The organism is Variovorax sp. WS11, from assembly GCF_010499245.1.
GTDB lineage: Bacteria > Pseudomonadota > Gammaproteobacteria > Burkholderiales > Burkholderiaceae_C > Variovorax.
Window position 1 is genome coordinate 861,338 of sequence record NZ_JAAGOW010000005.1, and the last position, 23,517, is coordinate 884,854.

At 68.1% G+C, this 23,517-nt stretch carries 22 protein-coding genes and 1 pseudogene; 5 read left to right on the forward strand and 18 right to left on the reverse strand.

Going from position 1 to position 23,517, the window contains the following annotated elements; all coding sequences use genetic code 11:
* The first annotated feature begins 14 nt into the window (after window positions 1-14).
* Window positions 15-1,004, forward strand: a complete 990-nt coding sequence (locus GXN78_RS38670) for a tripartite tricarboxylate transporter substrate binding protein (RefSeq protein ID WP_164256319.1) — start codon at window positions 15-17, stop codon at window positions 1,002-1,004.
* Window positions 1,005-1,037: 33 nt separating this feature from the next.
* Here GXN78_RS38670 and GXN78_RS38675 read toward each other — a convergent pair whose 3' ends face one another.
* From GXN78_RS38675 to GXN78_RS38730, 12 genes are all read right to left on the reverse strand, one after another.
* Window positions 1,038-1,856 (reverse strand): IclR family transcriptional regulator, encoded by an 819-nt coding sequence (locus tag GXN78_RS38675; protein ID WP_106556938.1) that lies wholly within the window; start codon window positions 1,854-1,856, stop codon window positions 1,038-1,040.
* Window positions 1,857-1,912: 56 nt separating this feature from the next.
* Window positions 1,913-2,818 (reverse strand): acyltransferase domain-containing protein, encoded by a 906-nt coding sequence (locus GXN78_RS38680; protein WP_106556939.1) that lies wholly within the window; start codon window positions 2,816-2,818, stop codon window positions 1,913-1,915.
* Window positions 2,815-3,678 carry a triphosphoribosyl-dephospho-CoA synthase MdcB gene (gene mdcB / locus GXN78_RS38685; RefSeq protein WP_106556940.1) on the reverse strand — a complete coding sequence of 288 codons (864 nt, stop codon included), beginning with the start codon at window positions 3,676-3,678 and terminating at the stop codon, window positions 2,815-2,817. The genes GXN78_RS38680 and mdcB overlap by 4 nt, the downstream gene beginning before the upstream one ends.
* Window positions 3,675-4,358, reverse strand: coding sequence for a malonate decarboxylase holo-[acyl-carrier-protein] synthase (gene mdcG / locus GXN78_RS38690; RefSeq protein ID WP_106556941.1), 684 nt, complete (start codon window positions 4,356-4,358; stop codon window positions 3,675-3,677). The genes mdcB and mdcG overlap by 4 nt, the downstream gene beginning before the upstream one ends.
* Window positions 4,359-4,374: 16 nt before the next feature.
* Window positions 4,375-5,076, reverse strand: coding sequence for a biotin-independent malonate decarboxylase subunit gamma (gene mdcE / locus GXN78_RS38695; RefSeq protein WP_106556942.1), 702 nt, complete (start codon window positions 5,074-5,076; stop codon window positions 4,375-4,377).
* Window positions 5,077-5,087: 11 nt separating this feature from the next.
* Window positions 5,088-5,969: a biotin-independent malonate decarboxylase subunit beta gene (locus GXN78_RS38700; RefSeq protein ID WP_106556943.1), complete on the reverse strand. Its 882-nt coding sequence runs from the start codon at window positions 5,967-5,969 to the stop codon at window positions 5,088-5,090.
* Window positions 5,966-6,298, reverse strand: coding sequence for a malonate decarboxylase acyl carrier protein (gene mdcC / locus GXN78_RS38705; RefSeq protein WP_106556944.1), 333 nt, complete (start codon window positions 6,296-6,298; stop codon window positions 5,966-5,968). Before mdcC ends, GXN78_RS38700 begins: the two co-directional genes overlap by 4 nt.
* A gap of 14 nt (window positions 6,299-6,312) precedes the next feature.
* On the reverse strand, window positions 6,313-7,995 hold the full coding sequence (gene mdcA, locus GXN78_RS38710) for a malonate decarboxylase subunit alpha (RefSeq protein ID WP_106556945.1): 1,683 nt from the start codon (window positions 7,993-7,995) through the stop codon (window positions 6,313-6,315).
* A gap of 49 nt (window positions 7,996-8,044) precedes the next feature.
* On the reverse strand, window positions 8,045-9,418 hold the full coding sequence (locus GXN78_RS38715; RefSeq protein WP_106556946.1) for an SLC13 family permease: 1,374 nt from the start codon (window positions 9,416-9,418) through the stop codon (window positions 8,045-8,047).
* A 157-nt stretch (window positions 9,419-9,575) separates the two neighbouring features.
* Window positions 9,576-10,490, reverse strand: a complete 915-nt coding sequence (locus tag GXN78_RS38720) for a LysR family transcriptional regulator (RefSeq protein WP_106556947.1) — start codon at window positions 10,488-10,490, stop codon at window positions 9,576-9,578.
* A gap of 107 nt (window positions 10,491-10,597) precedes the next feature.
* Window positions 10,598-11,890: a hypothetical protein gene (locus tag GXN78_RS38725; protein WP_239143151.1), complete on the reverse strand. Its 1,293-nt coding sequence runs from the start codon at window positions 11,888-11,890 to the stop codon at window positions 10,598-10,600.
* 50 nt (window positions 11,891-11,940) lie between these two features.
* Window positions 11,941-14,688, reverse strand: a complete 2,748-nt coding sequence (locus GXN78_RS38730) for a tannase/feruloyl esterase family alpha/beta hydrolase (RefSeq protein ID WP_106556949.1) — start codon at window positions 14,686-14,688, stop codon at window positions 11,941-11,943.
* 119 nt (window positions 14,689-14,807) lie between these two features.
* Here GXN78_RS38730 and GXN78_RS38735 point away from each other — a divergent pair, with 119 nt between their 5' ends.
* Entirely contained in the window at window positions 14,808-15,728 is a 921-nt protein-coding gene (locus GXN78_RS38735; RefSeq protein WP_106556950.1) for a LysR substrate-binding domain-containing protein, read from the forward strand.
* Between the two features lie 94 nt (window positions 15,729-15,822).
* Window positions 15,823-16,821: a tripartite tricarboxylate transporter substrate binding protein gene (locus GXN78_RS38740; protein WP_106556951.1), complete on the forward strand. Its 999-nt coding sequence runs from the start codon at window positions 15,823-15,825 to the stop codon at window positions 16,819-16,821.
* A 45-nt stretch (window positions 16,822-16,866) separates the two neighbouring features.
* On the opposite strand, the gene GXN78_RS38745 is transcribed toward GXN78_RS38740, so the two are convergent.
* Together GXN78_RS38745 and GXN78_RS38750 are read right to left on the reverse strand one after the other, a co-directional pair.
* The gene (locus GXN78_RS38745) at window positions 16,867-17,478 is read right to left on the reverse strand and encodes a toll/interleukin-1 receptor domain-containing protein (RefSeq protein WP_164256320.1); all 612 of its coding nucleotides are present in this window, start codon (window positions 17,476-17,478) and stop codon (window positions 16,867-16,869) included.
* 441 nt (window positions 17,479-17,919) lie between these two features.
* The gene (locus GXN78_RS38750; protein WP_106556953.1) at window positions 17,920-18,168 is read right to left on the reverse strand and encodes a DUF3297 family protein; all 249 of its coding nucleotides are present in this window, start codon (window positions 18,166-18,168) and stop codon (window positions 17,920-17,922) included.
* Window positions 18,169-18,425: 257 nt separating this feature from the next.
* Here GXN78_RS38750 and GXN78_RS38755 point away from each other — a divergent pair, with 257 nt between their 5' ends.
* Complete coding sequence (locus tag GXN78_RS38755; protein ID WP_146163049.1) at window positions 18,426-18,776, forward strand: hypothetical protein; 351 nt, start codon at window positions 18,426-18,428, stop codon at window positions 18,774-18,776.
* Between the two features lie 58 nt (window positions 18,777-18,834).
* Here GXN78_RS38755 and GXN78_RS38760 read toward each other — a convergent pair whose 3' ends face one another.
* The 4 genes and pseudogenes from GXN78_RS38760 to GXN78_RS38775 all read right to left on the reverse strand — a co-directional run bounded on the left by GXN78_RS38760 (window position 18,835) and on the right by GXN78_RS38775 (window position 21,865).
* Window positions 18,835-19,011, reverse strand: coding sequence for a hypothetical protein (locus GXN78_RS38760; RefSeq protein ID WP_164256198.1), 177 nt, complete (start codon window positions 19,009-19,011; stop codon window positions 18,835-18,837).
* A gap of 91 nt (window positions 19,012-19,102) precedes the next feature.
* Window positions 19,103-19,489, reverse strand: a pseudogene (locus GXN78_RS38765) (M23 family metallopeptidase); the annotation flags it as partial.
* 164 nt (window positions 19,490-19,653) lie between these two features.
* Window positions 19,654-20,730, reverse strand: coding sequence for a L,D-transpeptidase family protein (locus GXN78_RS38770; protein WP_106556956.1), 1,077 nt, complete (start codon window positions 20,728-20,730; stop codon window positions 19,654-19,656).
* Window positions 20,731-20,839: 109 nt separating this feature from the next.
* Window positions 20,840-21,865 (reverse strand): AraC family transcriptional regulator, encoded by a 1,026-nt coding sequence (locus GXN78_RS38775; RefSeq protein ID WP_164256324.1) that lies wholly within the window; start codon window positions 21,863-21,865, stop codon window positions 20,840-20,842.
* 141 nt (window positions 21,866-22,006) lie between these two features.
* Here GXN78_RS38775 and GXN78_RS38780 point away from each other — a divergent pair, with 141 nt between their 5' ends.
* Complete coding sequence (locus GXN78_RS38780) at window positions 22,007-23,512, forward strand: AMP-binding protein (RefSeq protein ID WP_106556958.1); 1,506 nt, start codon at window positions 22,007-22,009, stop codon at window positions 23,510-23,512.
* Window positions 23,513-23,517: the final 5 nt, after the last annotated feature.

A 23,517-nucleotide genomic window follows, 5' to 3' on the forward strand; every position in this document is an offset into this window, starting at 1 on the left:
ATCAGGTGATGGCCATGTTCTCCGCAACGCTGTTTCGCGCCTTGAGCTCTGTGTTCATGCTCACTGCGACGCTCGGGTTCTCCACTGCGTCGCAAGCGCAGGACTATCCCCGGGCCAGGCCGATCCACTTGGTGGTGCCCTTTCCCGCGGGCGGAGCGACGGATGTGCTCGGCCGGCTGGTGGGACAGGAACTCGGCAGGGTGCTGGGCCAGGTCGTGATCGTCGAGAACAAGGCCGGAGCCGCCGGCTCGATCGGGACCGACCATGTCGCGAAGTCGGCGCCCGACGGCTACACCGTCTGCTTCTGCACCACCGGCCCGCAGGTGATACTGCCGCACCTGACGAAGCAGCCCTTCGATCCGCGCAAGGACCTGCTGCCCGTGATCCATATCCACAACGTGCCCAACGTGCTGGTGGCGCGCACCACGCTCGCGGCCGGCACGGTGCCCGAGCTGGTGCAGCTGGCGCGGAGCAAGCCGGGCGCCATCAGCTACGGAACCACCGGGCTGGGCGGTCCGCAGCACCTGGCGGGCGAGTACTTCCAGAAGCTGGCGGGCATCCGCCTGAATCACGTGCCCTACAAGGGCGAGAACCCGGCGTTCAACGACCTCATGGCAGGGCACGTCGACCTGGCCTTCGGCTCGATCGCGGTGGCCGAGCCGCTGATCCGGGCCGGGAAGATCAAGCCGATCGCCGTGACCGGCAAGCGCCGCTCGCCCTCGCTGGCGGATGTGCCGACCGTGGCCGAGCAGGGCTACCCGGACTACGAGGCGTACACCTTCGTGGGGCTCAACGTGCCCGCAGGTACGCCCGCGCCGGTCATCGACACGCTGAACCGGGCGACCAACGAGGTGCTGGCCGACGACCGGGTCCGCGAGAAGATGCTCGCGATGGCGGTGGAGCGCGTCGGGGGCACGTCGAAGGCCTATGCCGCATTCCTGGCCGCCGAGTACGAGAAGATGGGGCGCCTCATCGAGGAGGGCCGGATCGTCCTGAAGGAATGAAGACGGGCCGGATGGCGCAAGGCCTCTACCTGGCTACCTGGGACCCGGCTGGGCAGCCCCGACGATGCCCGAAGCCCTCGCAGCCACTTCCTTGACTGTCGCTCTGAGCAAATCCATGTCCTTGCGGAATCGATCTGCCGGGCCGGCGACGGTAAGCGATGCGATGCACTCGCCATTGCCGTCGAAAACGGGCGCAATGACGGATCCGACCCCGGCGATGGGGGTATCGATGGCACTGCACACGCCTTCGGTCCGGATCTTGGCCATCTCGCGCGTGATCGAGGCCCTCGCGATCCCGGCCGGCATCTTGAGCTTGAACTGCACCGAGGCCATGTACGGGTCCCTGAAGCCCTTGTCGGCATAGGCGAGCAGCAGCCAGCCGGTCGGGCTCGCATAGAGCGGGCGAACCGTCCCGACCGGTACTTGAAGGCGCACCGGATGAGGGCTGTTGACGAGCTCGACAAAGGCCACGGCCTCGGCCTCCTTGTTGAGCACGCCGAGCAGCACGGTCTCGCCGGTGCGCTCGACGAGTTCTTCCATGAAGGGCCGGATCATCTTCGGGAAGTTCCAGGCGGACATCACGCTGGCCGAGAGGCGGATGATCGACGGGCCGATGCGATAGCTGCCGTCGGCGTGGATCAGGTAGCCTTCGGCCACCAGGGGCCGCAGCAGGTTGAGCAGGCTGCTTTTCGGCGATGCCAGGGTTGCGCTCAACTCGGCGAGCGACATCCCGTTCTGTGTCAGCGACAACACGTCGAACAATCCCAGCAGCCGCGTCAGGGAACGCGGGCCGGTGTTATCGCGTTCAGGGCCTTCCGCGGCCAGTGGCGCCGAGCTCGCTTTTCTTGTCATTCGAATCCTTCGCCCTTGGAGGGGTGCTGAAGCGGCATTTTATCTACGGCGATTCGTCAGTCCGCATGGCTGTTCAGCCAGGCAGCAATCGCTGCAGCACTGCGGAAGTCGTCGCAGGCGCGCGCCGGAACGCTGGGGTAGCGCTGGCTCCACATGCGCGCCAACGCCTGGCCAGGGCCGATCTCCAGCACGCAGCGTACCTGCCGCCCCATGACGTTTTCCATGCATTCGTCCCAGCGAACCGTCGTGGCGATCTGGGCGGCCAGCGCGAACCGGGCAGACGATGCGTCCCGGATGCGGTCCGCCGCATTGCTGAACAACACGACGCGTGGCGCATGGAACCGGACGTTCTCGAGCGTCCGCGAAAAGCGGTCGGCAGCTTCGCGCATCCACGGCGTATGGGATGCCACGTTGACGCGCAATCGCGTGCATTGCGCACCTTCGTGCTCGGCCATTGGCTGCGCCTGCACCAACGCAGCGATCGGTCCGCCGAGGATCACGCTGTCCTCGCCGTTGCGGATGGCGAGCGCGAGGCCGGTTTGCGCTCGCAGGCGTTCGAGCCCGATCCGGGAAAGACCGGACACAGCCAGCAAGCCGCCGGGGGCCCGCGCCGCGCATTCGTCCATCGCCTCGGCCCGCCGCCGTGCAAGTTCGACGGTGGCCGCGGGTTCGAGCACGCCCCCCGCGCTGAAGGCCGGCAGCTCCCCGACGCTGTAGCCTGCAATGGCAGCAGGAGGTGCAACGAGCGGAGCCAGTTGGCTCCAGGCCGCCAGTGCCAGGCCGGTCAACAAGGTCTGCGCGTTGTCGTTGCGTTCGGCCCAGCCGGGATCGGCCAGCGCACGGCGCCAGTCCTCGACGCCCAGGCGCGTGCGCATGTCGTCGACGATGGCATCGTCGGCGATCCACGGCAGCATCGCGGGGTGCTGGTTGCCTTGGCCGGAAAACAGCAGCGCGAAGCTCATGAGCCCCCACACACCCGCGTGAGCCAGCAGGCTGCGGCCAGCGTGTCTGCCGCGCCTCCGGGCGACAGGCGGCGTGCCACGAACTCGCCTGCAATGGCGTGTGCCTCCTGAAGTCCGCCGGGGCGCGCGACACCGCCACGGTCCAGGAACGCCTGCGCCGTGCGCTGCGCAAAGCGCAGCCCGGCAAGACCGCCGCGATGCGCGAGGTTGCTGTCCTCCAGGACGGCCATGATGTGGAACAAGGCGTCGAGACGCGCCTGCTGCGGCGTCAATCCGCGGGCCAGTGCCGCGCTCAGAGCGGGCAGCGCTGCATCGAACAACACCGGAAAGGCCAGCGCCGCTTCTTCGGATGCGCTGCGAAGCCCATGGCGTCGGGCAGCGATGCCGCCGGAGAGAGTCGACGTGCGCTGACTTCGCAGGGCCAGCGCATCGCCCCACCGCCGGCGCAGCGCACGCTGCAGGTCTGCCGGGCGGGGTGCTTCATCCTGCTCTCGCAGGGCAGCGCCAGCCGCGGCGCACAACAGGCCGAGCATGAAGATCGCACCGCGATGCGTGTTGATGCCGCCGGTGGCGGCCAGCATGCGTGCTTCTGCCGCGATCCCGGAGCGCTCCAGAACGTCGAACTCCGCGTCCGCCAGGCCGGCCTCGGCGATCTGCGCAAAGTAGTGGCGCAGCGAGAACAGGCTGCGCATGAAGGTGTGCGCATCCATGTCGTCGTGGCTGCCGCGGTCGATCAGCGTCACCAGGCCGGGCTTGGGCGTCAGCGACAGCTCGTCGTGCAGCGCGAGCGTTGCGGCCCGGCCGATGGCCGATGGCGTGAGCGCTGGGTGCCGCTGCTCACGCAGCGCAGAGGTCCTCATGGGACCAGCTCCGCCAGCCCGGCACGCTCACACCATGCCGTATCGCGTTTCAGGACCACGTCGTTCAGTCGCTTGACCATCACCGCCCGCGCGCGTCCGGCGCGCCACTCGGCCCATTCGCGCCACGCAACCGCCGCGCCACCGTCGAAAACGAGCTCGCCATCCAGCCTCGGGCGCGCTGCGCCAAAGGACTGAAGGACCTGCGTCACGGCATCCGCATGGGAGGCGTCATCGACGGAAATCCACAGATCGAGGTCGGAGCCCGGCCGCACGTGGTCGAGACCGCTGATCGCTTGCCACCCGTAACTGCCGAAGACGCGAGATGACGCTCGGCATGCGTCGAGTCCGCCGCGAAGCTCGCGCACCGCAGACCGCGCCGCCCGCGGCAGCAGCCCCTGCACCTGGGCAAGCCGCGGGAACTCGTCGAAGCAAAGCAGCGCGGTGCGCGGCACCTGCAGCGTCAGCCGGCGCTTGTCCCAGCGCGCAGGCGACGGCAGGCCCAGTGCGATGCATCCGGCGGCAGGGGGTGCTATCGGTTGACGCGTCACCACCAGCGGCAGTCGATGCATCGCCCAATGCGTCAGGCATTCGCGCGCCTGCGGGTCCCACGGCCGGAGCAAGACGGCGGACCAGCCCGCCTCGGAGAGCCGGACGAGTTGATGGCGGCGCAGGGAGACCATGGTGCACCTCTGGCGGTCAGGCGGCGTCCAGCACGCGCTGCACGACGGCGGCGGCAAGCTGGCGCCCACCCCGCTCGGCGCCGTCCTGCGCGCGCCGGTCTTCCGTCGGCGTGTGGGTCAGCGCATCGCGTAGGCAAGCCTGCAGGTCGCCGCGCCACAGCGCACGCACGCCGCCCATGGCCACGTAGTTCTGCACGCCGGGTGCGAACACGGGGTTGGACTGCGACAGCGCGGCGAGCTTTTCCTCGGACAGCTTGGTCACGCGCGCCATGGCAGGGATCCGCATCACGCGAATCTCGGCATCCGGCAGCGCGTAGCAGGCATCTGCGATCAGGCCCGAGGTGATGAAGCCGCCGGAGAGGGCCTGGTCGTACACCAGGCCGATCACGCGGTGGCCGCGGCGCCGCGCCAGATCGATGCTCGCGCCGAGGTGCGCCATCGCGCGGTTGATGCCGAGCAATTCGTCGCGCCGGCGCAACTGCTGGCCTTGGGTGTCGATCAGCAGCAGGATCGGTCGGCCGGGATGCTGCGCCACCGTATCGAGCACCGCGCGGGCCTGAGCGAGCGCGAGCCGGACGCCGATCGACGCGTGGTTCGTGGTGCCGATCACCGTGAGCGGCTCGCCTTCGAACATCACTTCGCCCCGCAGGAAGTCGCCGTCGGCACGCATGCCGTGGTACGGACCGAAGAGCTGAGTGACAAGAGAATTCCACTGCATCTGAACGCTCCTCAACGGATGGCGCGCAGCGCGCGCACGGCTTCGACCGAAAGGTCAGGGACCTGTTGCGCATCGGCGAAGCCGAGCGCACTCCAGAGCAGGGTGGCTTCGTCGCGGCCGGCCGTATCGGAAGGCAGTGCATGCAGGCGCGCGCTGAGCAGCGCGTGCTCCTCCTCCAGCGCCGCCAGCGTCAATGGCCTGGACGCATCGATCGCCGCGACAGCCGACGCGCGAAAGGCCGCGACGTCGTCTTCGACCAGCGCGTCGCAGTCGCCGGTCAGCCAGCGGTGCTTGCCGCCGGTCGTGCGCCAGACCAGCGCGCGGTCGCGCGAATCGAATTCGTCCACGCCGTGGGAGGACTCGATCACCTCCGGCCCCGACATCGCAAGCCGCCCGACGTCGCTCATCACGATGTGATCGGCACAGCGCGCCACGATGCCCATGCCGCCGAAGCAGCCGTTGGCGCCGCCGATCAGCACGATCACGGGGATGCCGGCGGCGCGCACGTCGAGGAGCGCCCGCATCACTTCCGACACGGCGATCAGCCCAGCGTTGGCCTCATGCAGGCGCACGCCGCCCGACTCCGCCAGCAGCAGCACGGCAGCGGGGCGGTCGCGCAAGGCGCGCTGCATCAAGCCCACCAGCTTGGCGCCGTGCACCTCGCCGACGCCGCCCCCCATGAAGCCACCCTCCTGCGCGGCGACGAAGACGCTGCGGTCGTCGAGCGTCGCGCGGCCGATCGCCACGCCGTCGTCGAAGGCGAAGGGGACGCCGAGCTGCGCCAGGTGCGGGCTGGTGACCCGCTCGGCCGGCGGCAGCCACTCGTGAAAGCTGCCGGGGTCGAGCAGCTTCGCCAGCCGCTCGCGCGCAGAGCATTCCGCATAGCTGATCATGGCTGCCCTCCGCCGATCTCGGCCACCGCCTGGTCGAGGCGCAGGCTCACCACCGCGGGCGTGGCGCCCATGTCGTTGATCGAGACGCGCAGGCCGGCCAGCGGATGGCGAGCGTGAAAGTCGTTCATCACGGCCTGCCAGATCGACCCGAAGCCGCGCGCCGAGGTCTGGACGCGCACCGCGCAGTCGTTGCCGTCGGCCGGCTCGAGCATGACTTCGAGATTGCCGGAGCCGACGACGCCGACCAGCACCGGCGCGAAGGCGCCGGCCGGCCGGCCGCCGGAGAAGGAATAGTCCAGGGTTTCGAGCCCTGCGGGAACGTCGCTCATCGTCGAATCTCCTGTTACCAGTTTCTGAAGCGCTTGGGCGGTTGGTACAACCCGCCCGAGGCGCGCACCAGGTCGCGCATGCTGCGTGCGGCCAGCAGGTTGCGCGTGGCCTGGCGGGGGTCGATGCCGACGTCCTGCGGCCGGCGGATCACGCCACGGTCGCGCAGGTTCTCCACCGCGCGCCGGTCGCGCGCCAGACCCACCGCGGTGTAGCCGGCCACGCCGCGGATCGCCTGCTCCCGCTCCGCATCGGTGCGGCACAGCAGCAGGTTGGCGATGCCTTCTTCGGTGAGGATGTGCGAGACGTCGTCGCCGTAGATCATGATCGGCGGCAGCGCCATGCCGGCCTGCTCCTGCAGCGTCCACGCGTCGAGCCGGTCGACGAAGGCCGGCTGCATGTGTTCGCGGAAGGTCTCGACCATCTGCACGACCAGCTTCTGCCCGCGCGGCGTTCCGGCTGCGCCGCTGCGCCCGGCACGCGCCTCGCGTCCGGCCTTGAGCCAGGCCGGGCTCGCATGGCGCCGGCCGCGTGCATCGGCCCCCATGTTGGGCGCACCGCCGAAGCCGGCAATGCGGCCCAGGGTCGCGGTGGAGCTGTTGCCGTCGAGGTCGATCTGCAAGGTCGAGCCGATGAACATGTCGCAGGCGTAGTGGCCGGCCGCCTGGCAGAAGGCGCGGTTGCTGCGCAGGCTGCCGTCGGGGCCGGTGAAGAACACGTCGGAGCGCGCACGGATGTAGTCCTCCATGCCCAGCTCGGAGCCGAAGGAGTGCACCGACTCGACCCAGCCCGCCTCGATCGCCGGGATCAGTGCCGGATGTGGATTCAATGCCCAGTGCTTGCCGATCTTGCCCTTGAGGCCGAGCGACTCGGCATAGGTCGGCAGCAGCAGCTCGATCGCGGCGGTGTCGAAGCCGATGCCGTGGTTCAGGCGCTGCACGCCGTACTCGGCATAGATGCCCTTGATCGCCATCATCGCCATCAGCACCTGGACCTCGCTGATCTGCGCCGGGTCGCGCGTGAACAGCGGCTCGATGAAGTTGGGGCGCGGCGCCTTCACGACGAAGTTCACCCAGCCGGCCGGGATGTCGATGCGGGGCAGCGTCGTGGTCTTGCCGTCGACCCATTCGTTGACTTGCGCGATCACGATGCCGCCCGAGAACGCCGTGGCCTCGACGATGGCCGGCGTGTCTTCGGTGTTGGGGCCGGTGTAGAGATTGCCCTCGGCGTCGGCGGCCTGCGCCGCGACCAGTGCCACCTTGGGCGTGAGGTCGACGAAGTAGCGTGCGAACAGTTCGAGGTAGGTGTGGATCGCACCGATCTCGATACGTCCGGCGGACACCAGCTTGGCCAGGCGCGCGCCCTGCGGGCCCGAGAAGCTGAAGTCCAGCCGGGCGGCCACGCCGTTCTCGAAGATGTCCAGATGCTCGGGCAGCGCCAGCACCGATTGCACCATGTGCAGACCATGGACCCGCTGCGGATCGACCTGCACCAGCGCCTGTGCCAGGAAGTCGGCCTGCTTCTGGTTGTTGCCCTCGAGGCAGACGCGGTCGCCGGGCGAGAGCACCGCTTCGAGCAGGGTGGCGATCGCTTCGGTATCGACGCGCTTGCCGGCCAGCCGTGTGCCGAGTGCAGTGGCGGCACGCGCCAGCCGGGCTGCGCGGTCTTCGGCCTTGGAGTTCCAGGCGCTGGGGTTCATGTCGGTCCGATGGGTTTGCATGGGGTTGAGTCGAAGGGGAGGCGCCGTCTCACAGCACCACGAAGAGCAGCCACACCACCACGGGGGCCACCACGGTCACGATGGCGCCGTACACCATCAGCTGCCGGAAGAACACGTCGCGGTCCACCCCCTTCGCATTGGCAAGCACCAGCGCGCCATTGGTGGAGAAGGGACTGACGTCGACGATGGTCGAGGACACGGCCATCGCCGCGATGAAGCCGATCGCGCTGACGCCGGCGTCACCCTGAAGGAACGGCACCGCCAGCGGGATCAGCGAGCCGAGCACTGCGGTCGACGAGGCGAAGGCCGACACCACGGCGCCGACAAAGCACAAGAGCAGCGCGGCCATCATGGGCGAAGTAAGGCCGGCAACGCTGTGGCCGACGAAATCGATCGTGCCCATCTTCTCCATCACGCCGACGTAGGTGCTGACGCCGACGATCAGCATGATCTCCGGCCACGACACCTGACCCAGGGCGCGCTTCTGCAGATTGGGCGCCATCAGCGTCAGTACGAGGCCGATGGTGATCGAGACGAAGCCGATGTCCTGCTTGAAGAACAGCGTCAGTACCGCCAGCGCCAGCAGGCCGACCACGGTCGCGATCTGGTAGCCGCGCGAACCCTGGTCGGCCGGGACCGCCGGCGCAGCGTCCATGAGCGACTCGCCAGCCGCAGTCGCGACGCGCCGCTCTTCCGCGAACGATTCGGCCTCGGCGTCGCCGAACACCTGCGCGCCGCCCTGTGCATGCGCAGCGCGGCGCGTTGCAGGCACTGCGCCGGTCGTGTCGGCCTTCTGGCGCAGCAGTTTCATCCCGCCCATGAGAAAGAACAGCAGCAGCGATACCGACAGGTTCACGCCCAGGCTTGCCAGCATCGTCGCGAGTTCGTTGAGCGGCAGGCCGGCCTTGGCGACGATCTTGTTGGTGATGCCGCCGTAGATGCTGATCGGCGAGAAGCCGCCGCCCTGCGCGCCGTGCACGACCATCAGCCCCATGAGCAGGGGATTGATGCCGTACTTGGCGGCAAAGCCCAGCGCGATCGGCGCGATGATGGCCACCGCCGCGGGACTGACCGCGCCCACCGCCGTGAGCAGCGCGGCGATGAAGAACATGATCCAGGGGATGGCGGCGATGCGCCCGCGCACGGCGCGCACCGCCAGCCTGACGAGCCAGTCGATGGTGCCGTTGTTCTGCGCCAGCGCGAACAGGTAGGTGATGCCGACCAGGGTGAGAAACAGGTCGGCCGGAAAGCCGCCCATGATCGCCTTGGCGTTCATGCCGGCCACGAGCGTGCCGACCAGGAAGGCGCCGACGAAGGCGATCACGCCCATGTTGATCGGCAGCACGGTGGCCAGCACGAACATGCCGACCAGCGCGTAGATCGAAATCCAATGAGAACTCATCGAGGCGTCTCCAGTTTTTGGTACGACGTGCAGTGCTTGCGCGTCTGGGTACGGACAGTACGCACCCCCTCCGGGACGATCAATGAAGCGCTGCCGTCGACCTTTACGCCTTCTGAAATGATCGAGGGTTAACCCCAATCGAACCGAGGTCGCGCGCTCAGCCGAGTTCGGCCTTTGCCAGGCGGCATACCGACAGCAGCGCGAGCAGGTTGGGGTCGCGCTCGCGCGTGCGCAGGAAATTGAGCGCGATGGTCTGGCGCATCAGGTACCTGGGCTGCAGCGGGATCAACTGCACGTTCTGCGGCATGACGCCGCGCACCCGGCCCGGCAGCAGCGTGTAGCCGACGCCGCCGCTGACCAGGTTCATCAGCGAGAAGATGTCGTCGGTCTTCATCACCACGTTGGGCGTGAAGCCGGCGATGCGAAAGGTGTCGATGAAGCCGCTGTAGGTGACGAAACCCTCGCTCAGACTGACGAAACGCTCGCCGGCGCAGGCGCTGAGGTCGATCTCCTTCTGCGCCGAGTAAGGCGAGCCCACGGGTGCGGCGAACTGGATGTCGTCCTCGAACAAGGGCTCCGATTCGACATCGGACGCCTCCTCGGGGATCGCCATGAGCGCGGCATCGACGGCGCCGTCGCGCAGCTTTTGCAGCAGGTGGGCATTGGACCCGAGCACGAGCTCGGTGTGCAGCTCCGGCTTGCGAAGCTTCATGCCCATGATCAACTGCGGCACCGTGCGGCTCGTCAGGGAGTAGAGCGAGCCGATGCGGATCCGATCGGCCGAGTAGCCGGCGACTTCTCGCGTCGTGTGGATGCCCCTGGACATCGTGCGGAGCACCTCGCGGGCCACCTCGGCCAGTGCCTGCGCGGCTTCGGTCGGATGCAGATTGCGGCCTTCGTGCCGGAACAAGGCACAGCGCAAACCCGTCTCCAGCGCATGCAACGCGCGGTGTACGCTGACGGCACTGATGTCGAGCTTCTCGGCCGTGCGAGCGAGGTTGCCGGTCTCCAGGAAGGCCAGGAGGATCTCGAGCCTGCGGAAAGTGATCTCTTCGTCGACGTGTAGGTGCATGAGACGGCCCGGGGTGCGGTCGAATCGTAAGCCAGTCCGGCGTGGCGCCGACAAGGGATCGTGACGCGCCGCCCGCGCCGGGCCCGGCCGGGCCTGGAACAGGCGAATCAAGGATCGCGGGGCGGCACGCGGCTTTCGAGCGCGGGTGGTTGCCACTCGGGATCGATGTGGCAGCCGTTCCTGCCGTCGGTGTCGTAGTGCGCCTGCAATGCGGCGCAACGCTGCGCGAGGCCTTCCGGCGTGGGCTTCTCGCCTTTGTCGATCCAGTCGAGCAGCGCGGCGAACAGCGCGGGGTACTCCGAATCGCTCAGGTAGCTGTGCTCACGCTCGGTGCTGAAGCTCTGCACCAGGAGCTCGCCGGTGCCGGCCGCATCGCGAATGCGGCGGTAGGCGTGCGCCAGCTCGACGAAGGCCGTCGGATCGTCGATGGCATGCAGTCCCACGGTCGGCAGCGCGGAGCGGCCGGTGGGCCGGCTGTCGGCCGCCAGCGCGCCTTTGGCTTGCGGATCGGACGCATAGCGCGCCACGCCGGCATTGAGCGCCGCATCGTCGGCCGAGCCCTGGTAGACCACACCGATGTTGCCGAAGGGGTTGCGGCCGTTCAGGCGCGTCTGCACCAGGTCCCGGAACAGCCAGGTTGCCCAGCTCAGGTGGCCGAGCAACGAGCGCTCCTGGATCTTCACGACCGACAGAATGGTCTTGAGCCGCGCCGTCTGCTCGGGCGAGCGTTGCGCGGCTGGAAGGCCGACGCCGGTGCATTCCTTCACACGCGCGGCGAGGTCGGCGCGCGTGAGTTTCGAGTCCATCGGCAGACCCATCCACAGCGGGTACTGCGGCTCGTCGGGCTTGGGATGGTTGCGACACACGTATTGATAGACCACGCGCAGGTCGAGCCGGAACTCGTAGGCGCTGCTGCCGCCGCCGAGCACGCCGCTGGTCAGCAGCAATCCGTCGTAGGGGCTCTTCGTGTCGCCCGCCGGCGCATAGAGTTCGGCTGCCTTCGCGGCCACGCCCGCGCCATAGCTCTGCCCATGCAGGAGCGTGGCGCGCGGCCGCCCGAAGTGACGCACGAAGATCCGGCGCAGGCGCTCGGTGTCTTCGGCCGCCATGGTCACGCCGTAGCCGCCGCGCCGGTAGGTCGAACCGGCCCAGGCGTAACCCGCCTTCACGGTGACGGCCCAGCGCTTGAGGTCTTCCTCGCTGCGCTGCAGCTTGGGCGGCCCGGTCTCGGGGCCGCCGTGTGCGTGCATCACGAGCACGCGGTTCCAGTCCTTCGGGACTGCGATCCAGTAAAGCGCGCCCGTGCCGTCCTCACCGGTGTAGCAGCGCGCGGCTTCGGGCACCGGCGCGGGGCAGGTGGCGGGCCTGGGCGCCACGGGCGCGCCGTGCGCGGACAGCAGCGGCGCAGCGGCGAGCAGGGCGAACGCGCCGAGGCCCAAGAGCTTGCAAGTCAATGGCGTACTCCGAGTTCCAGCGCCGCGTTCGCCCCCGCACTGGAGATGAATCCGAGGACGCCGCCGTTGAAGATGAAACTGCCCGGCCGGCCCGCATCGGCCTGCACGGCCCCGGGCACGGGCGTGTCGTAGCTCAGCGCCGCGGCAGCGCCGCCGAGGTTCAGGGCGCTGCCGCTCACCGTCGCATCGTGGTTTTCGTCCTTGACGCTGACCATCGCATAGCTGCCGTCGGCAGCGCCGGCCATCAGGCTCTGCTGCAGCGAGAACATGCGCAGCCCCGCATTGGCGGCCGACTCGCGCACCAGGTGCAGCGGCACGGGGCTGCCGTTCACCAGGCCGATCACCATCGAGCCGGTGAGTGTGCCGCCGCTGGTGGTGGCGCCGCCCGTCGGCGAGGTGGTGAACAGGTCGAAGGCCTTGCGCGTGGTGTTGTAGGTGATGTAGCCCTTCTCCGTCTGGGTGCAGTTGGCGTCGTAGACCATGAAGCCGCCCGAAACCGGGTCGCGGCAGTACTGGAAGGTGCCCGCATTGCGCAGTCGCACCGATGCAGCCTGGGCGGCGGCAACGCCCGATCCCTGCTGCACGCCCACCGCGTTGAAAATGTTGGCCACCGGGTTGAACACCGTGGGCGTGCCCGCGTTCTGGAAGGTGCTCTGGAATGCCAGCAGCGGAGCGAACCCACCGCCCGAGGGAGCGTTGACGCCGCCGAGCAGCACACCGCCCGGCGCGAAGCTGAACACCGCCCCGCTCTCGGCGCTGGCGTAGCTGCATTGCCCTTGCGCCACCAATGAACCACTGCGCTGCGTGCCGGCGCTGCGCTGCAGGCTTGCGTCGATGGTCACGGCATAAGCCATGGTGGACGGATCGATCGTCACGCTGAGCTCCTCGCCGAAGCTGTTGCCGCCCTTGAAAGTGCTGGCCGTCGCAGGCAGATTCGGGCAGGCCAGCGGGTCGCCGGCCTCGGTCACGCAGCTGTAGTTGACGGCCGCGTCGAGGCTGCCGCTGCCGCGGTACTTGGGCCAGGCCGGGTACTGGCACAGAGGGCGCGTGCGCCCGTACGTGCCCGCCACGGCATCGACCGCCACGCCGGTGGCGGGTGCGAGGCCGCGCTCGACCCAGCCCTCGAGCGCTGCCAGCGAATCCCAATTGGGAATGAAGCTGCCGGTGCCGTGGCCCATGCCGGGCACGGTGTAGAAGCGCACGTTCTGGTCGACCGAGGCCCGGCCCACGGTGGCGATGAGCTGCTTGTAATAGTCGATGCTCGAATTGGGGCTGATCACCTCGTCGGCGAGGCCGTGCAGCATGATGAGCTTGCCGCCGCGCGCGAGAAAGGGCGTGAGATTGGGGTCGGTGGCGTCGGTGAGCTTCGAGACCTCGGTCACGCGTGCCGTGTAGCTGCCCGGGTCCAGCGGGTCGAAAGTCAGGGAGTCGAAGCCGGCGATGCGCGTGACGAAGTACTTCACCCATTGGTCGCCCGTGACGTACATGTTGGCATCGGCCGAGGTCGCCGGATTGGCGGGGACCTTGCGGGTGCCGAGGTCGCGCGTGGTGTACGGCCCCGCCACCAGTGCGCCTTCGAGGAGGTTGTAGCCGCCGGCACGCTTCACGCCGTTGGCCAGCGAATAGCGCGTGAAGTCCAGCGGCGATTCGATGGTGCGCACGGTGGCGATCTGCGCATCCGACAGGCAGGTGTCACCCGTGTCCGCACCACCGCTGCAGCGCAGCGATGCCAGGATCTGCGCGTTCAGCAGGCGGCAGCTCTCCACGTTGCTCACCAGGTTGTCGGCCGCACCATCGAGCTTGTCGCAGGCCTGCATCGCGGCCTTCTGCACCAGCAGCGTCTTGGCCACGTTCATCCAGCCCGCACCGCCGTTGTCGTAGAGTGCGCGGCCCACGGCCACGTTCGACAGCCGCGTGCCGGTGTAGTTGAGCGCGGGCTCGTTGGCAATCGCGCCGTCGTAGTCGAGCGGCCAGCGTTGGATGTAGCTGAGCGCGTCGCGACCGCCGGTCGAGGTGCCGAGGAAGTAGGCGCGCTTCGGCACTACGCCGTAGCGCGCGAGCACCAGCGTCTGCGCCACGTCGCGCGTCTTCTTGAGCGACTGGCCGCCGTAGTTGGCGAGCTCTTCGTCGTTGGCGGCGAAGCGCCCGTCGGTGATGCTGCTCGACTGGTGGCCCGAGTCGTCGCCATAGGTGGCGTAGCCGAGCGCCAGCGGCGCAGGTTTGTCCGCAGGGCCGAAGCGCACGGTTTCGGTACCGTCGATCAACCGGCCGTTGAAGCCGCCGCCACCGAAGTGGATGGTCTTCTGGTTCCACTGCTCGGGCAGATTGACGGCGAAGTTGATGACCGACGCGTTCGCGTCGACCGGCTGGATGGTGCCGCGCACGCGGCAGTAGTCGCCCAGCAGGTTGCCGGCGTCGGCCGCCGCCACGGGCGTGGCGCTGGTGACGGTCGCGCCCTGCGTGGGCAGGCTGATCAGGGAGGCCGGCAGGCTCTTGCCATTGAGGTCCGCGCAAGACACGACCGGCTGCACGGGCGGGGCCGGCGGGTTGTCCGGCGGGTCGTCGGCGGCCGGGGTCGTGTTGCCGGCGGCGGACGGGGTGGTGAGTGCCGCGAGGGAGAGATCGGCGCCGCTTCCACCCCCGCCGCAGGCGGTCAGAACCAGGGCAACGGCGATCGCGGGGCCGAACGAACAGCAGGTGCCAAGGGCGGCACGAATCATCGAGGCAGGGCGCGGTATGCGCATGGACTTGTCTCCGGCATGCGGCCTCGAAGGGCCGCTTTTTGAATGGGCGGCCGGACGATAGATTCACGAGTGACTTCGGGTCAAATAAAATAAAGAGGCACCTTCAATATGAAAAACATATGGACATAAGAGCGCTGCGATACTTCGTGGCCGTCGCGGAGACCGGTCACATGACGCGTGCCGCCGAGCAGTTGGGCATCCAGCAGCCGCCTCTGAGCGTGCAGATCAAGACGCTCGAGCGCGAACTGGGCGTGCTGCTGCTGCGCCGCCATCCGCGCGGCGTGGCGCTCACGGATGCGGGCCGGCTGTTCCAGGCCGAGGCGGCGCGCATGCTGCAGGACATGGAGGCCATGAAGCAGCGCATGACGCGCGTGGCGAAAGGCCAGGCCGGCACGCTCGCCGTCGGTTTCACGAGTTCGGCCGCGGCGCATCGCTTCATGCCCGAGGCGCTGCGCGCGTTTCGTCGCACGCACCCGGATGTGGAGCTTCAACTGCGCGAAGACAACGCCGCCGAGCTGACCGAGGCGCTGGCGGCGGGCCGCCTGCACTGCGGCCTGTTGCGCGTACCGGTGGCGCGCCCCGAGGGGCTGGTGTTCGAGACGCTGCTGCGCGAGCCGGTGCTCGTGGCCATGCCCAGCGACCATCGCCTTGCCCTCGCCCGACACAAGGATTCGCGCCCGCTGCCGCTCGCGAAGCTGTGCGAGGAAGGCATCATCCTCGTGCGGCGCCCGGGTGCGCCCGGCCTCTATGCCGAGCTCCTTGCGCTGTGCCACGCCAAGGGCCTGCGCCCGCGCGTGGTCGCCGAAGTCGATCGCATGATGACCAACCTGAACCTCGTGGCTGCTGGCGTTGGCCTGTCGGTGGTGCCGGCCTCGATGGCCGGCGTGCACGCCCATGCCGTTGCGTATGCGCGGCTGGCCGACGGCGGCCAGCTCGACGCCCCGCTCACGCTGGTGTCGCGCGCAGGCGAAGACAACCTGCCCGCGCAGCATTTCGCGGCGCTGCTGCGCAGGCTCGCGCGCGAGAGCCCGCGGTCATGAGCCGCCGGGCCGCTCCCAAGGCGAATAGCACCGTAGCCGAAGGCGAAGGTACTCCAGTGAGACGCACGGCCGCTCCGAAGGCGGAGGTACTCCAGTGACCCTGCTACTGCCGCGCCGCCACTTCCTGCAGGGTACGGGAGCGCTGCTCGCGGCCGCCTGTGCCGCGCCGCATCGGGTGTGCGCTGCGCCGACCGCCTGGCCGAACCGGCCGGTGCGGCTGATCGTGGTCTACCCGCCCGGCGGTGTGAGCGACGGCATGGCGCGTGTCCTGGCCGAACCGCTGTCGCAGTCGCTCGGCGTGCCGGTCCTGGTCGAGAACCGCCCCGGCGCGGGTGGCAGCCTCGGCATGGACGCGCTCGGGCGTTCGGCGCCGGACGGCTGTACGCTGGCCTTTTCCGCCATCAGCCCGCTCACGCTGCACCCGCTGCTCGCGCGCGTGCCCTACGACCCGCTGCACGGCTTTGCGCCCGTCGCCGGCGTGATGCGCACGCCGGTGCTGGTGGTGGGAACCCCGGCCTTCGCAGGCCACGGATTCGGCGACCTGATCGCACTCGCGCGCAGCTGGCCCGGCGCGGTGCGCTGGGCCACCTCGGGCGTGGCGACCAGCGGGCACATGGTGTTGGCGCAAGTGCGCATGCAAAGCCACAGCGACATCACGCACATTCCCTACCACGGTGGCGGGCCGCAGCTCAACGATGCGCTGAGCGGGCAGTTCGAGGTGCTGTCGACCAACGTCGCGGCGCAGCAGCTGCAGTACATCGAGAGCGGCCGGTTCCAGGCGCTGGCCGTGGGCGCGCCGGCGCGTGTCGAGGCCTTGCCCGCGGTCCCCACGCTGGCCGAGCTGGGCTTTGAGCGGGCCAACTGCGACTCGCTGTTCGGCATCTTCGCGCCCGCGCGCACGCCACCCGCGGTGGTGCAACGCCTCAATGCCGAGATCAACCGCGTGCTGCGGGGGGAGGCGCTGCGCTCGTGGCTGCGCGGCGCTCACAACATCCCGGCCGAGGGCAGCAGTGAAGCGTTCGCGCGCGATATCGCCGCCGACAGGCGGCGCAACCGCGAACTGGTGGCGGGAAACCGCTCGCAGTTCGACTGACGCTCCGCCCGGTGCTCAGCCGCATTCGGCCGACGCACAGCGGCGCTATCGCAGCCGCCGCGCGACTGGACGCATCAGTCGCGCGGTCTCTTGCGCTACTTCTTCGATGCTCATCTCTTCCAGATGCAAAGCCGGAATGTTTCGCAACTGGTCGAACGGTGTTGGCGCATTCGCCCCGAGATCAAAGGCTTCGACATAGACCGGTACGACGCGCTTGTGCAATTGAAGGGCGAGTTGGAGCTCGCGCCCCAGGTAGTTGCTTCCCATTGTTTCCGGCGAGAGCAGGACGATGAAAATGTCCGCGGCCTCGATGGCCCAAGGGATCACTCGATCGAAATAGTCCGGGGCCCTCTGCCGGTCGTCCTTGAGGAAGGCCGACACTTCATGCCTCTGTTGAAGCGTGGTGCGTAGCGACTCAGCGAAATCGGCATCGGAATGCGCGAAGGACACATATGCGCTCAAGGGTATGGCTTGCACGGCGTGCATTTCCGCCGCGTGTGGATCGCGCTTGAGAATGTCGTCGATGCGATGGGGCGTGCCGGCGTCACCAGCCTCCTCGAAGTCGCTCGGCGCTTCCTCGAGTTCCGCACCCAGCTTCTTCGGCATCTTGCGAAACACGAGCAGGTCGACGATGGATCGAATGGAGTCACCAATCATGGCTACCTCACCTGGCGTTGTGGGCGCGGTTCGAACGACCGGCGCCGCCTTCCGCAGCATAGTCACAGCGTCGCGTGCCGTCATTGCTTGCGCACGTTACCAAGGTAGCGAAGTGGTTCCGCCATCCCCGGCGGCTACAAGCATCGACCAAGATCGACGACCGGAGATGCGTATTGGTAGCCCATGAGGGCCCGCGCCCCACGTGCGCAGGACTTCTCCCACTTGAACTATGGCGCCTGGCCAATGGAGGGGCTGGGCGCTCGATCAGACAATCACCACACGGTTTCGGCAACACCCTGTGCGGCAATCCGAAGCTGCGGGGGCCCTCCGGACGAACGAAAGTTGGCGGAGGGCCCTTCGTCATTGACGAACCTTGCCGAGCCCAGCTGGTTTGGTGAACGCCGGCGCCCGGGTGTTGAGGGCTCGTCGGAGCCAGCCGGCCTACCGGTAGAACGCCTCGACCTTGCCCTTCAGCTTGATCAGCAGCGGTTTGCCCTTGCGATCCAGCGTCTTGCCCGCGGGGACCTTGATCCAGCCCTCGCTGATGCAGTATTCCTCCACGTCGCCTCGCTCCTTGTCGTTGAATCGGATGCCGATGTCGTGTTCGAAGACGCCGGCAAGGTAATGGGGGCTGCGTGGATCAATGGACAGGTGATCCGGGAGGGGCGGGATTGGATTGGCTTCAGTCATGGATAGGGTTCACTGCATCAGGGGGCAGTTTGTCGTGCCGCCTGACAGGATCGAAGCCTTGGCTGCAGGGCAGCGGGCGGACGATATCTGCCAGGTGCATCGCGAAGTCTAGCTTCAGTGCCGCAGCAAGTGATCCGGCCACGCGGGGCGCTACCGCGAGCCGTTCGTTACAAAGGTTACGCCCCCGCCGCTCGACTTCTCGGGCCAGGTGCATGATGGTTGCTGTTCGATCTCATCTCCACGACGCGGGGAAGGCGATGCAAAAAGCCATGTCGAGGCTCGCGGCTCGTATCCGCGGGCGGACGCCATATTTCCGGATTGCGGAACCGCTCAAGACGAATCCGGCGATCCCACAATCGTTCGACGCGGCGCAGGTGAAGCTTGTTCTGCACCTCGCCGAGTTGCATCACGACAACCCGGCGCAAGCGGCGCTGATGCTCGAGTCCTGGGTGTTGGGCAAAGTTTTCTCTGCAGCGCAGCAGTTCATGATTGCAAGCCTGTTGGTCCTCGAGCGCGACGACCTCTTGCAGACCCTGTTCGATTGCGCGTCGACCAACGAGGCGCGTCGTGTAGTCGGTGAAGAGTTGTTGCGGCTGACGCGCGAGTAGGTCCGGCGCGATCGCGCACCGCGCTTGGCGTCGGCCACCGCGTACCTGGGCCGGCAGCCTAGAGCTGCGAGGCGATCGATGCGGCCAGATGTTCCGTGCTTTCTCCCACCACGGCCGATCGCGCCAGGCTTCCAGCGTGACGGACCTTGACGCCAGCGCGCGAGCGCTCGGCCAGCGCGTCGGCGAAGGCCTTGCCGATGTCGCCGGACCAATAGCTGGTACTGGGTCCACACAATGAGCTTGAGCTTTATCGATGGTCCTTGGGTAGGAGCGCCCCGGTCTCCAACCATGCGGCGGTCAGGCAATGGCGCTCACGCGACGCCTCGTCATCGGGCAGCGCGCCAGGCGCAGTACGGGTTCAGCGCTTCGCCCTTCCACCATTGCTTTTCCGGACCGAGCAGAAATACCGCGAAATGCAAGTGCGGCGCGTCGGGCGCGGCGTTGCCGGTCGTGCCGACGTACCCGATCAGGTCGCCGCGCCGAAGCTGCATGCCTTCATGCAGGCCTTCGGCATAGCGGTCCAGGTGCGCGTAGTAGTAGACCAGTTGGCCTGCCGGGTCGAACTGATAGGCGGTGAGTCCCCCCGGCTTGCTTTCGAACAGTTTGACCAGCTTGCCGTCTTCCACGGCGCGCACGGGCGTCCCGCGTGGGGCCATGATGTCGAGCGCTTCATGGCGGTGGTCGGGGCGGCCGTCGTCGAAGGTGTCGCGGACGGTCTCGGGCTGGATGCCGTCGACTGGGAACTGCAACGCGCGGGCGGCGAGTGGCGCCGGCCCGGCGCTGTCGGTGCAGGCCTCGGCAGTCGCCCAGCCTGGCACTACGAGGCAAGCCACAGCAATCGCCACTTGCCGTCGCGACATGTGCATCGGCAGTCCCTTCAGGCCTTCACCTCGACCGCAAAGCCCGCTTTCGCCAACTGCGACACGCGTGCCGCGTCCCAGTTGGTCAGGTGGATGCAGCCATTGGTTGCCGCATGCCCCACGCGATCCGGCGCCGGCGTGCCGTGGATGCCCCAGTGCGGCTTCGACAGCCCCATCCACACGTTGCCGATCGGGTTGTTCGGACCCCCTGCGATATCGACCTTCACCGCGCCTGCCGGCGCGTTCTTCAGGATCGCCGGGTCGTACGTGAAGGTGGGGTCCTTCACTTCGTTGATGATCTTCATCTTGCCCAACGGCAGCGGGTCCAGAGGCCCGCCAATGCTGATGGGAAAGCCGGCGAGCGGCTTGCCCGCACCGTCGAGCACGAACAGCATGTGCTCGCTCTTGTCGATCTCGATCGACGCCGCGGCCTTGATGACACTGGCATCTGCCTCGCTCGTGACGTTGACAACCACAATTTCCTCACCGGCCTGGAATCTGGCGCCGACATTCAGGGCGACCAGGGCCTTGGGAGACATGTGGTGCTTCTCCGAAATGGCTTCCTTCAGGTTCTCATAGCTCGATACCCTCATCTTGGCTCGGTCGGCCATCTCCCTCGGCGTCGCCGCATAGGGACCAGCCGCTTCCTTCTCGGTGATTGCATGGGTGGCGAACAATGGCGCGGTGTCGGCCTTCAGCGCGGTCCACGTCGCGGCATCGACCTTGCCGCTCTCCGCAAGACCCTTTGCCTTCTGGTAGGCCTTCACCACGCGGCGCATGTTGGCGCCGAAACCGCCGTCGATCTCGCCGGGCGAGAACCAGGCGCGATCGAGCAGGATTTGCGCTCGCATGACCGCGGCCCCGCGCGAGCCTTGCGCGAGCACCGGCGTTTCCGCGGCTGCATTGAGCCTGTCGAGCGCAGCGGGACCCGACACGCCGGAGGGATCCTTCGAGACGTGTTTCGTTGCCGCATAGGCAAGCCACGACGTGGCGCCGGTGGCGCTGACAGCAAGACAGGCCGCGGTGCGGAACAAGATTCGACGTGAAGACATCTTCATGGGAGTGGGCGAACGCAGTAAAGTCCGTTGGACCATACGGTCGGCAACCGCTTGCGACCTGTAGTCTCAAACAGACACAAAGCCTCGGCCTGCGCCGCATCCATCCGAGCCAATGCGCTGCGGTCAGGCGCCGCCGCTGGGCCCGCTAGCCCCGCCGGCCTCGCCGCAATGTGACGGACGGCGTTTCGCCGAACGCGCGCCCGTAGGCAGCCGCGAATTCGCCCACATGGAAGAAGCCCAACTCCAAGGCGACATCCGCCACGCGCAAGTCGCCGCGCGCGGGCTTCTCGAGCAACGCGCGTGCGGCATCCAGGCGGCGCTGCCGCAGCCATGCAATCGGGCCTGTTGCGTGATGCGCCTGAAATGCGGCAAACAGCGAGCGGCGCGACACGCCGCAGGCAGCGCTGACCTCGTCCGCCGTTACCGGCTCACGCAGCCGCTGCTGCATGAACTCCTCGGCAAGCCGGACCACGCGGGGCGCAGCTCCCTTGGAGTCGGACTCCAGAAGAAATCGGTGGTTATGGGGGTGCTGTGTCAGCAGGACCGAGGCCACGCTCGCGGCAAACGCTGATTGCGCATACTCGCGCGCCGTAGTGCCCAACGGCAGTCTTGCCACGCTCTCGCCCAAATTCACCAAAGACATCCAGCTGGCCGCCAGGGCCGGCGAATCCGGCATGGCGGGGTCGAAGAACAGGGGCGCAGTGAGCGGCCGGCCCGAAATCCCCTGCCATGCGCGCGCGAGGAACGCGGCATCGATGCGCACCAGGAGGTGGTCGAATCCCTCGTAAGCCTCGATCTCGAAGCTGCGCAAGGGGCTGAACACGCCGCAGGTGCCGTGCGCCAGCGGCTGTACGTGCGAATCCTGCCGCACACGTGCCGCGCCGCAGATGGGCAAGTTGACGAGGTAATACCCCGGCAACGATTCGGCCTTGGGGACGAGCGAGGTATGGGCACCCCAGCTCATGCGGTCGAAAGAAACCGAACCGAACGGCACGTGGTCGTGCGTGAAATGGAAAGCACCGCCGGTGCGCAGCCGGCGCATGCGTGCAGAACCGAACAGGCGGGCGGAAAGCTCGTTGGATTGGTCAACGTCCCGGCAGTCCGCCAGGCGCAGGCCGACGATCCGATGGCCTGCGAATTCGATCCGGGAAGGCAGGGAGGAAACGCGCATGGCCGCCACTCTCGGACCCATTGCAGTGATGGGCAATGGGGGGAAACCGCAGTGCCTGCACGCAATCCTCTGGCCTGCACATTTCCGATACCCGTGCGCGCAGTTCGGCGCGAAGCTGCAGGTCTCTTCTGAACCGACCCTATGTACCTCACGCAAGGACTGCACCGCTCGCTCCAGAGCCACCCCGGCAAGGACGCATTGATCCATCTCGGAGACGGCGCCCCGCGGCGCCTGACCTTCGCCGAACTGCTGCAAAGCACAGCGCGGCAGGCGGCCGCCCTGGCCGGGCACGGCGTCGGCGCCGGCGACCGGGTCGCATTGCTCGCGCCCAACGATGATCGCCTGGTCCTGGCGCTTCTGGCCTGCTGGTGGCTCGGGGCCGTCGCCTGCCCGCTCAACATTCGCTGGAGCGCGCCCGAACTGGCCGATGCGCTTTCCGACAGCGCCGCAGTGCTGATGCTGGCCGACGAATCGCTCACGCATCTTGTGCCGCAGCTCCAAACGCAGGTGCTCACGCTGGACGCATTCGGGGCGCAAGCGCGCGGGCACGCGGGACTGCCTGATACGCGCACGGGCGGCGACGCGCTCGCCGCCATACTCTACACAGGCGGCACGACCGGCCGCGCCAAGGGTGTGATGCTGTCGCACGCCAACTTCTGGGCCGCCTCTGTCGCGCGTGGGGCGGAGTTGCCCAATTCGCCGGACTCGGTGGCGTTGCTCGTCGCGCCACTGTTCCACGTCGCCGGCCTGGGCCGGCTGCTCGGACAAATCGTCGTGGGCGGCACATGCAACACGCTGACCCGGTTCCAGCCCGATCGCGTGCTGGACGCGATCGAGCACCACGCCGTGAGCGACATCGTCGCGGTACCCACGATGCTGCAGTCGCTGCTCGACGCGCCCGAGTTCCGGCGCGAGCGCGTGCAGGGTCTCACGCGCGTCGCATTCGGCGCGGCGCCGATGCCGCCGGACCTGCTGACCCGCGCATTGGACGCGTTGCCGCAAGCCGAATTCTTTCAGGCCTATGGCATGACGGAAACTGCGGGCGCCGTGTGCATGAACCCGCCGGGCAACCACCGCGCAGGGGCTCGCGAGCGCGGGCTGCTCCATTCCGTGGGCCGCGCCGGCCTTGGCGCCGAGATCCTCGTCGCCGACGCAGAAGGCCGCGAGCTGCCGCGCGGGGCTGTGGGCGAGGTGGTGGTGCGCGGGCCCATGGTGATGCGCGGCTACTGGCGCCAGCCGGAGGCGACGCAAGCAGCATTTCGCGAAGGATGGCTGCGCACCGGCGATGCCGGCCGCATGGATGAAAGCGGCCATCTCTTCATTGTCGACCGCCTCAAGGACATGATCATCAGCGGTGGCGAGAACGTGTACGGCGGCGAGGTCGAGACCGTCTTGCGAGGCCACCCGGCGGTGGCTCAGGCGGCAGTGGTCGGCGTGCCCGACGCCCGCTGGGGCGAGTCCGTGCACGCGGTGGTGGTACTGCGGACCGGCTCGGCGCCGATCGAGGGCGAGGTGCTGCGCGAGTGGTGTCGCCAGCGGCTGGCCGGCTACAAGTGCCCGCGCGCCTTCAGCTTCGTGCCCGAGTTGCCGCTGTCGGGTGCCGGCAAGGTGCTCAAGAGCGTGCTGCGTGCGCAGGTCCGCGGATGAGGGAG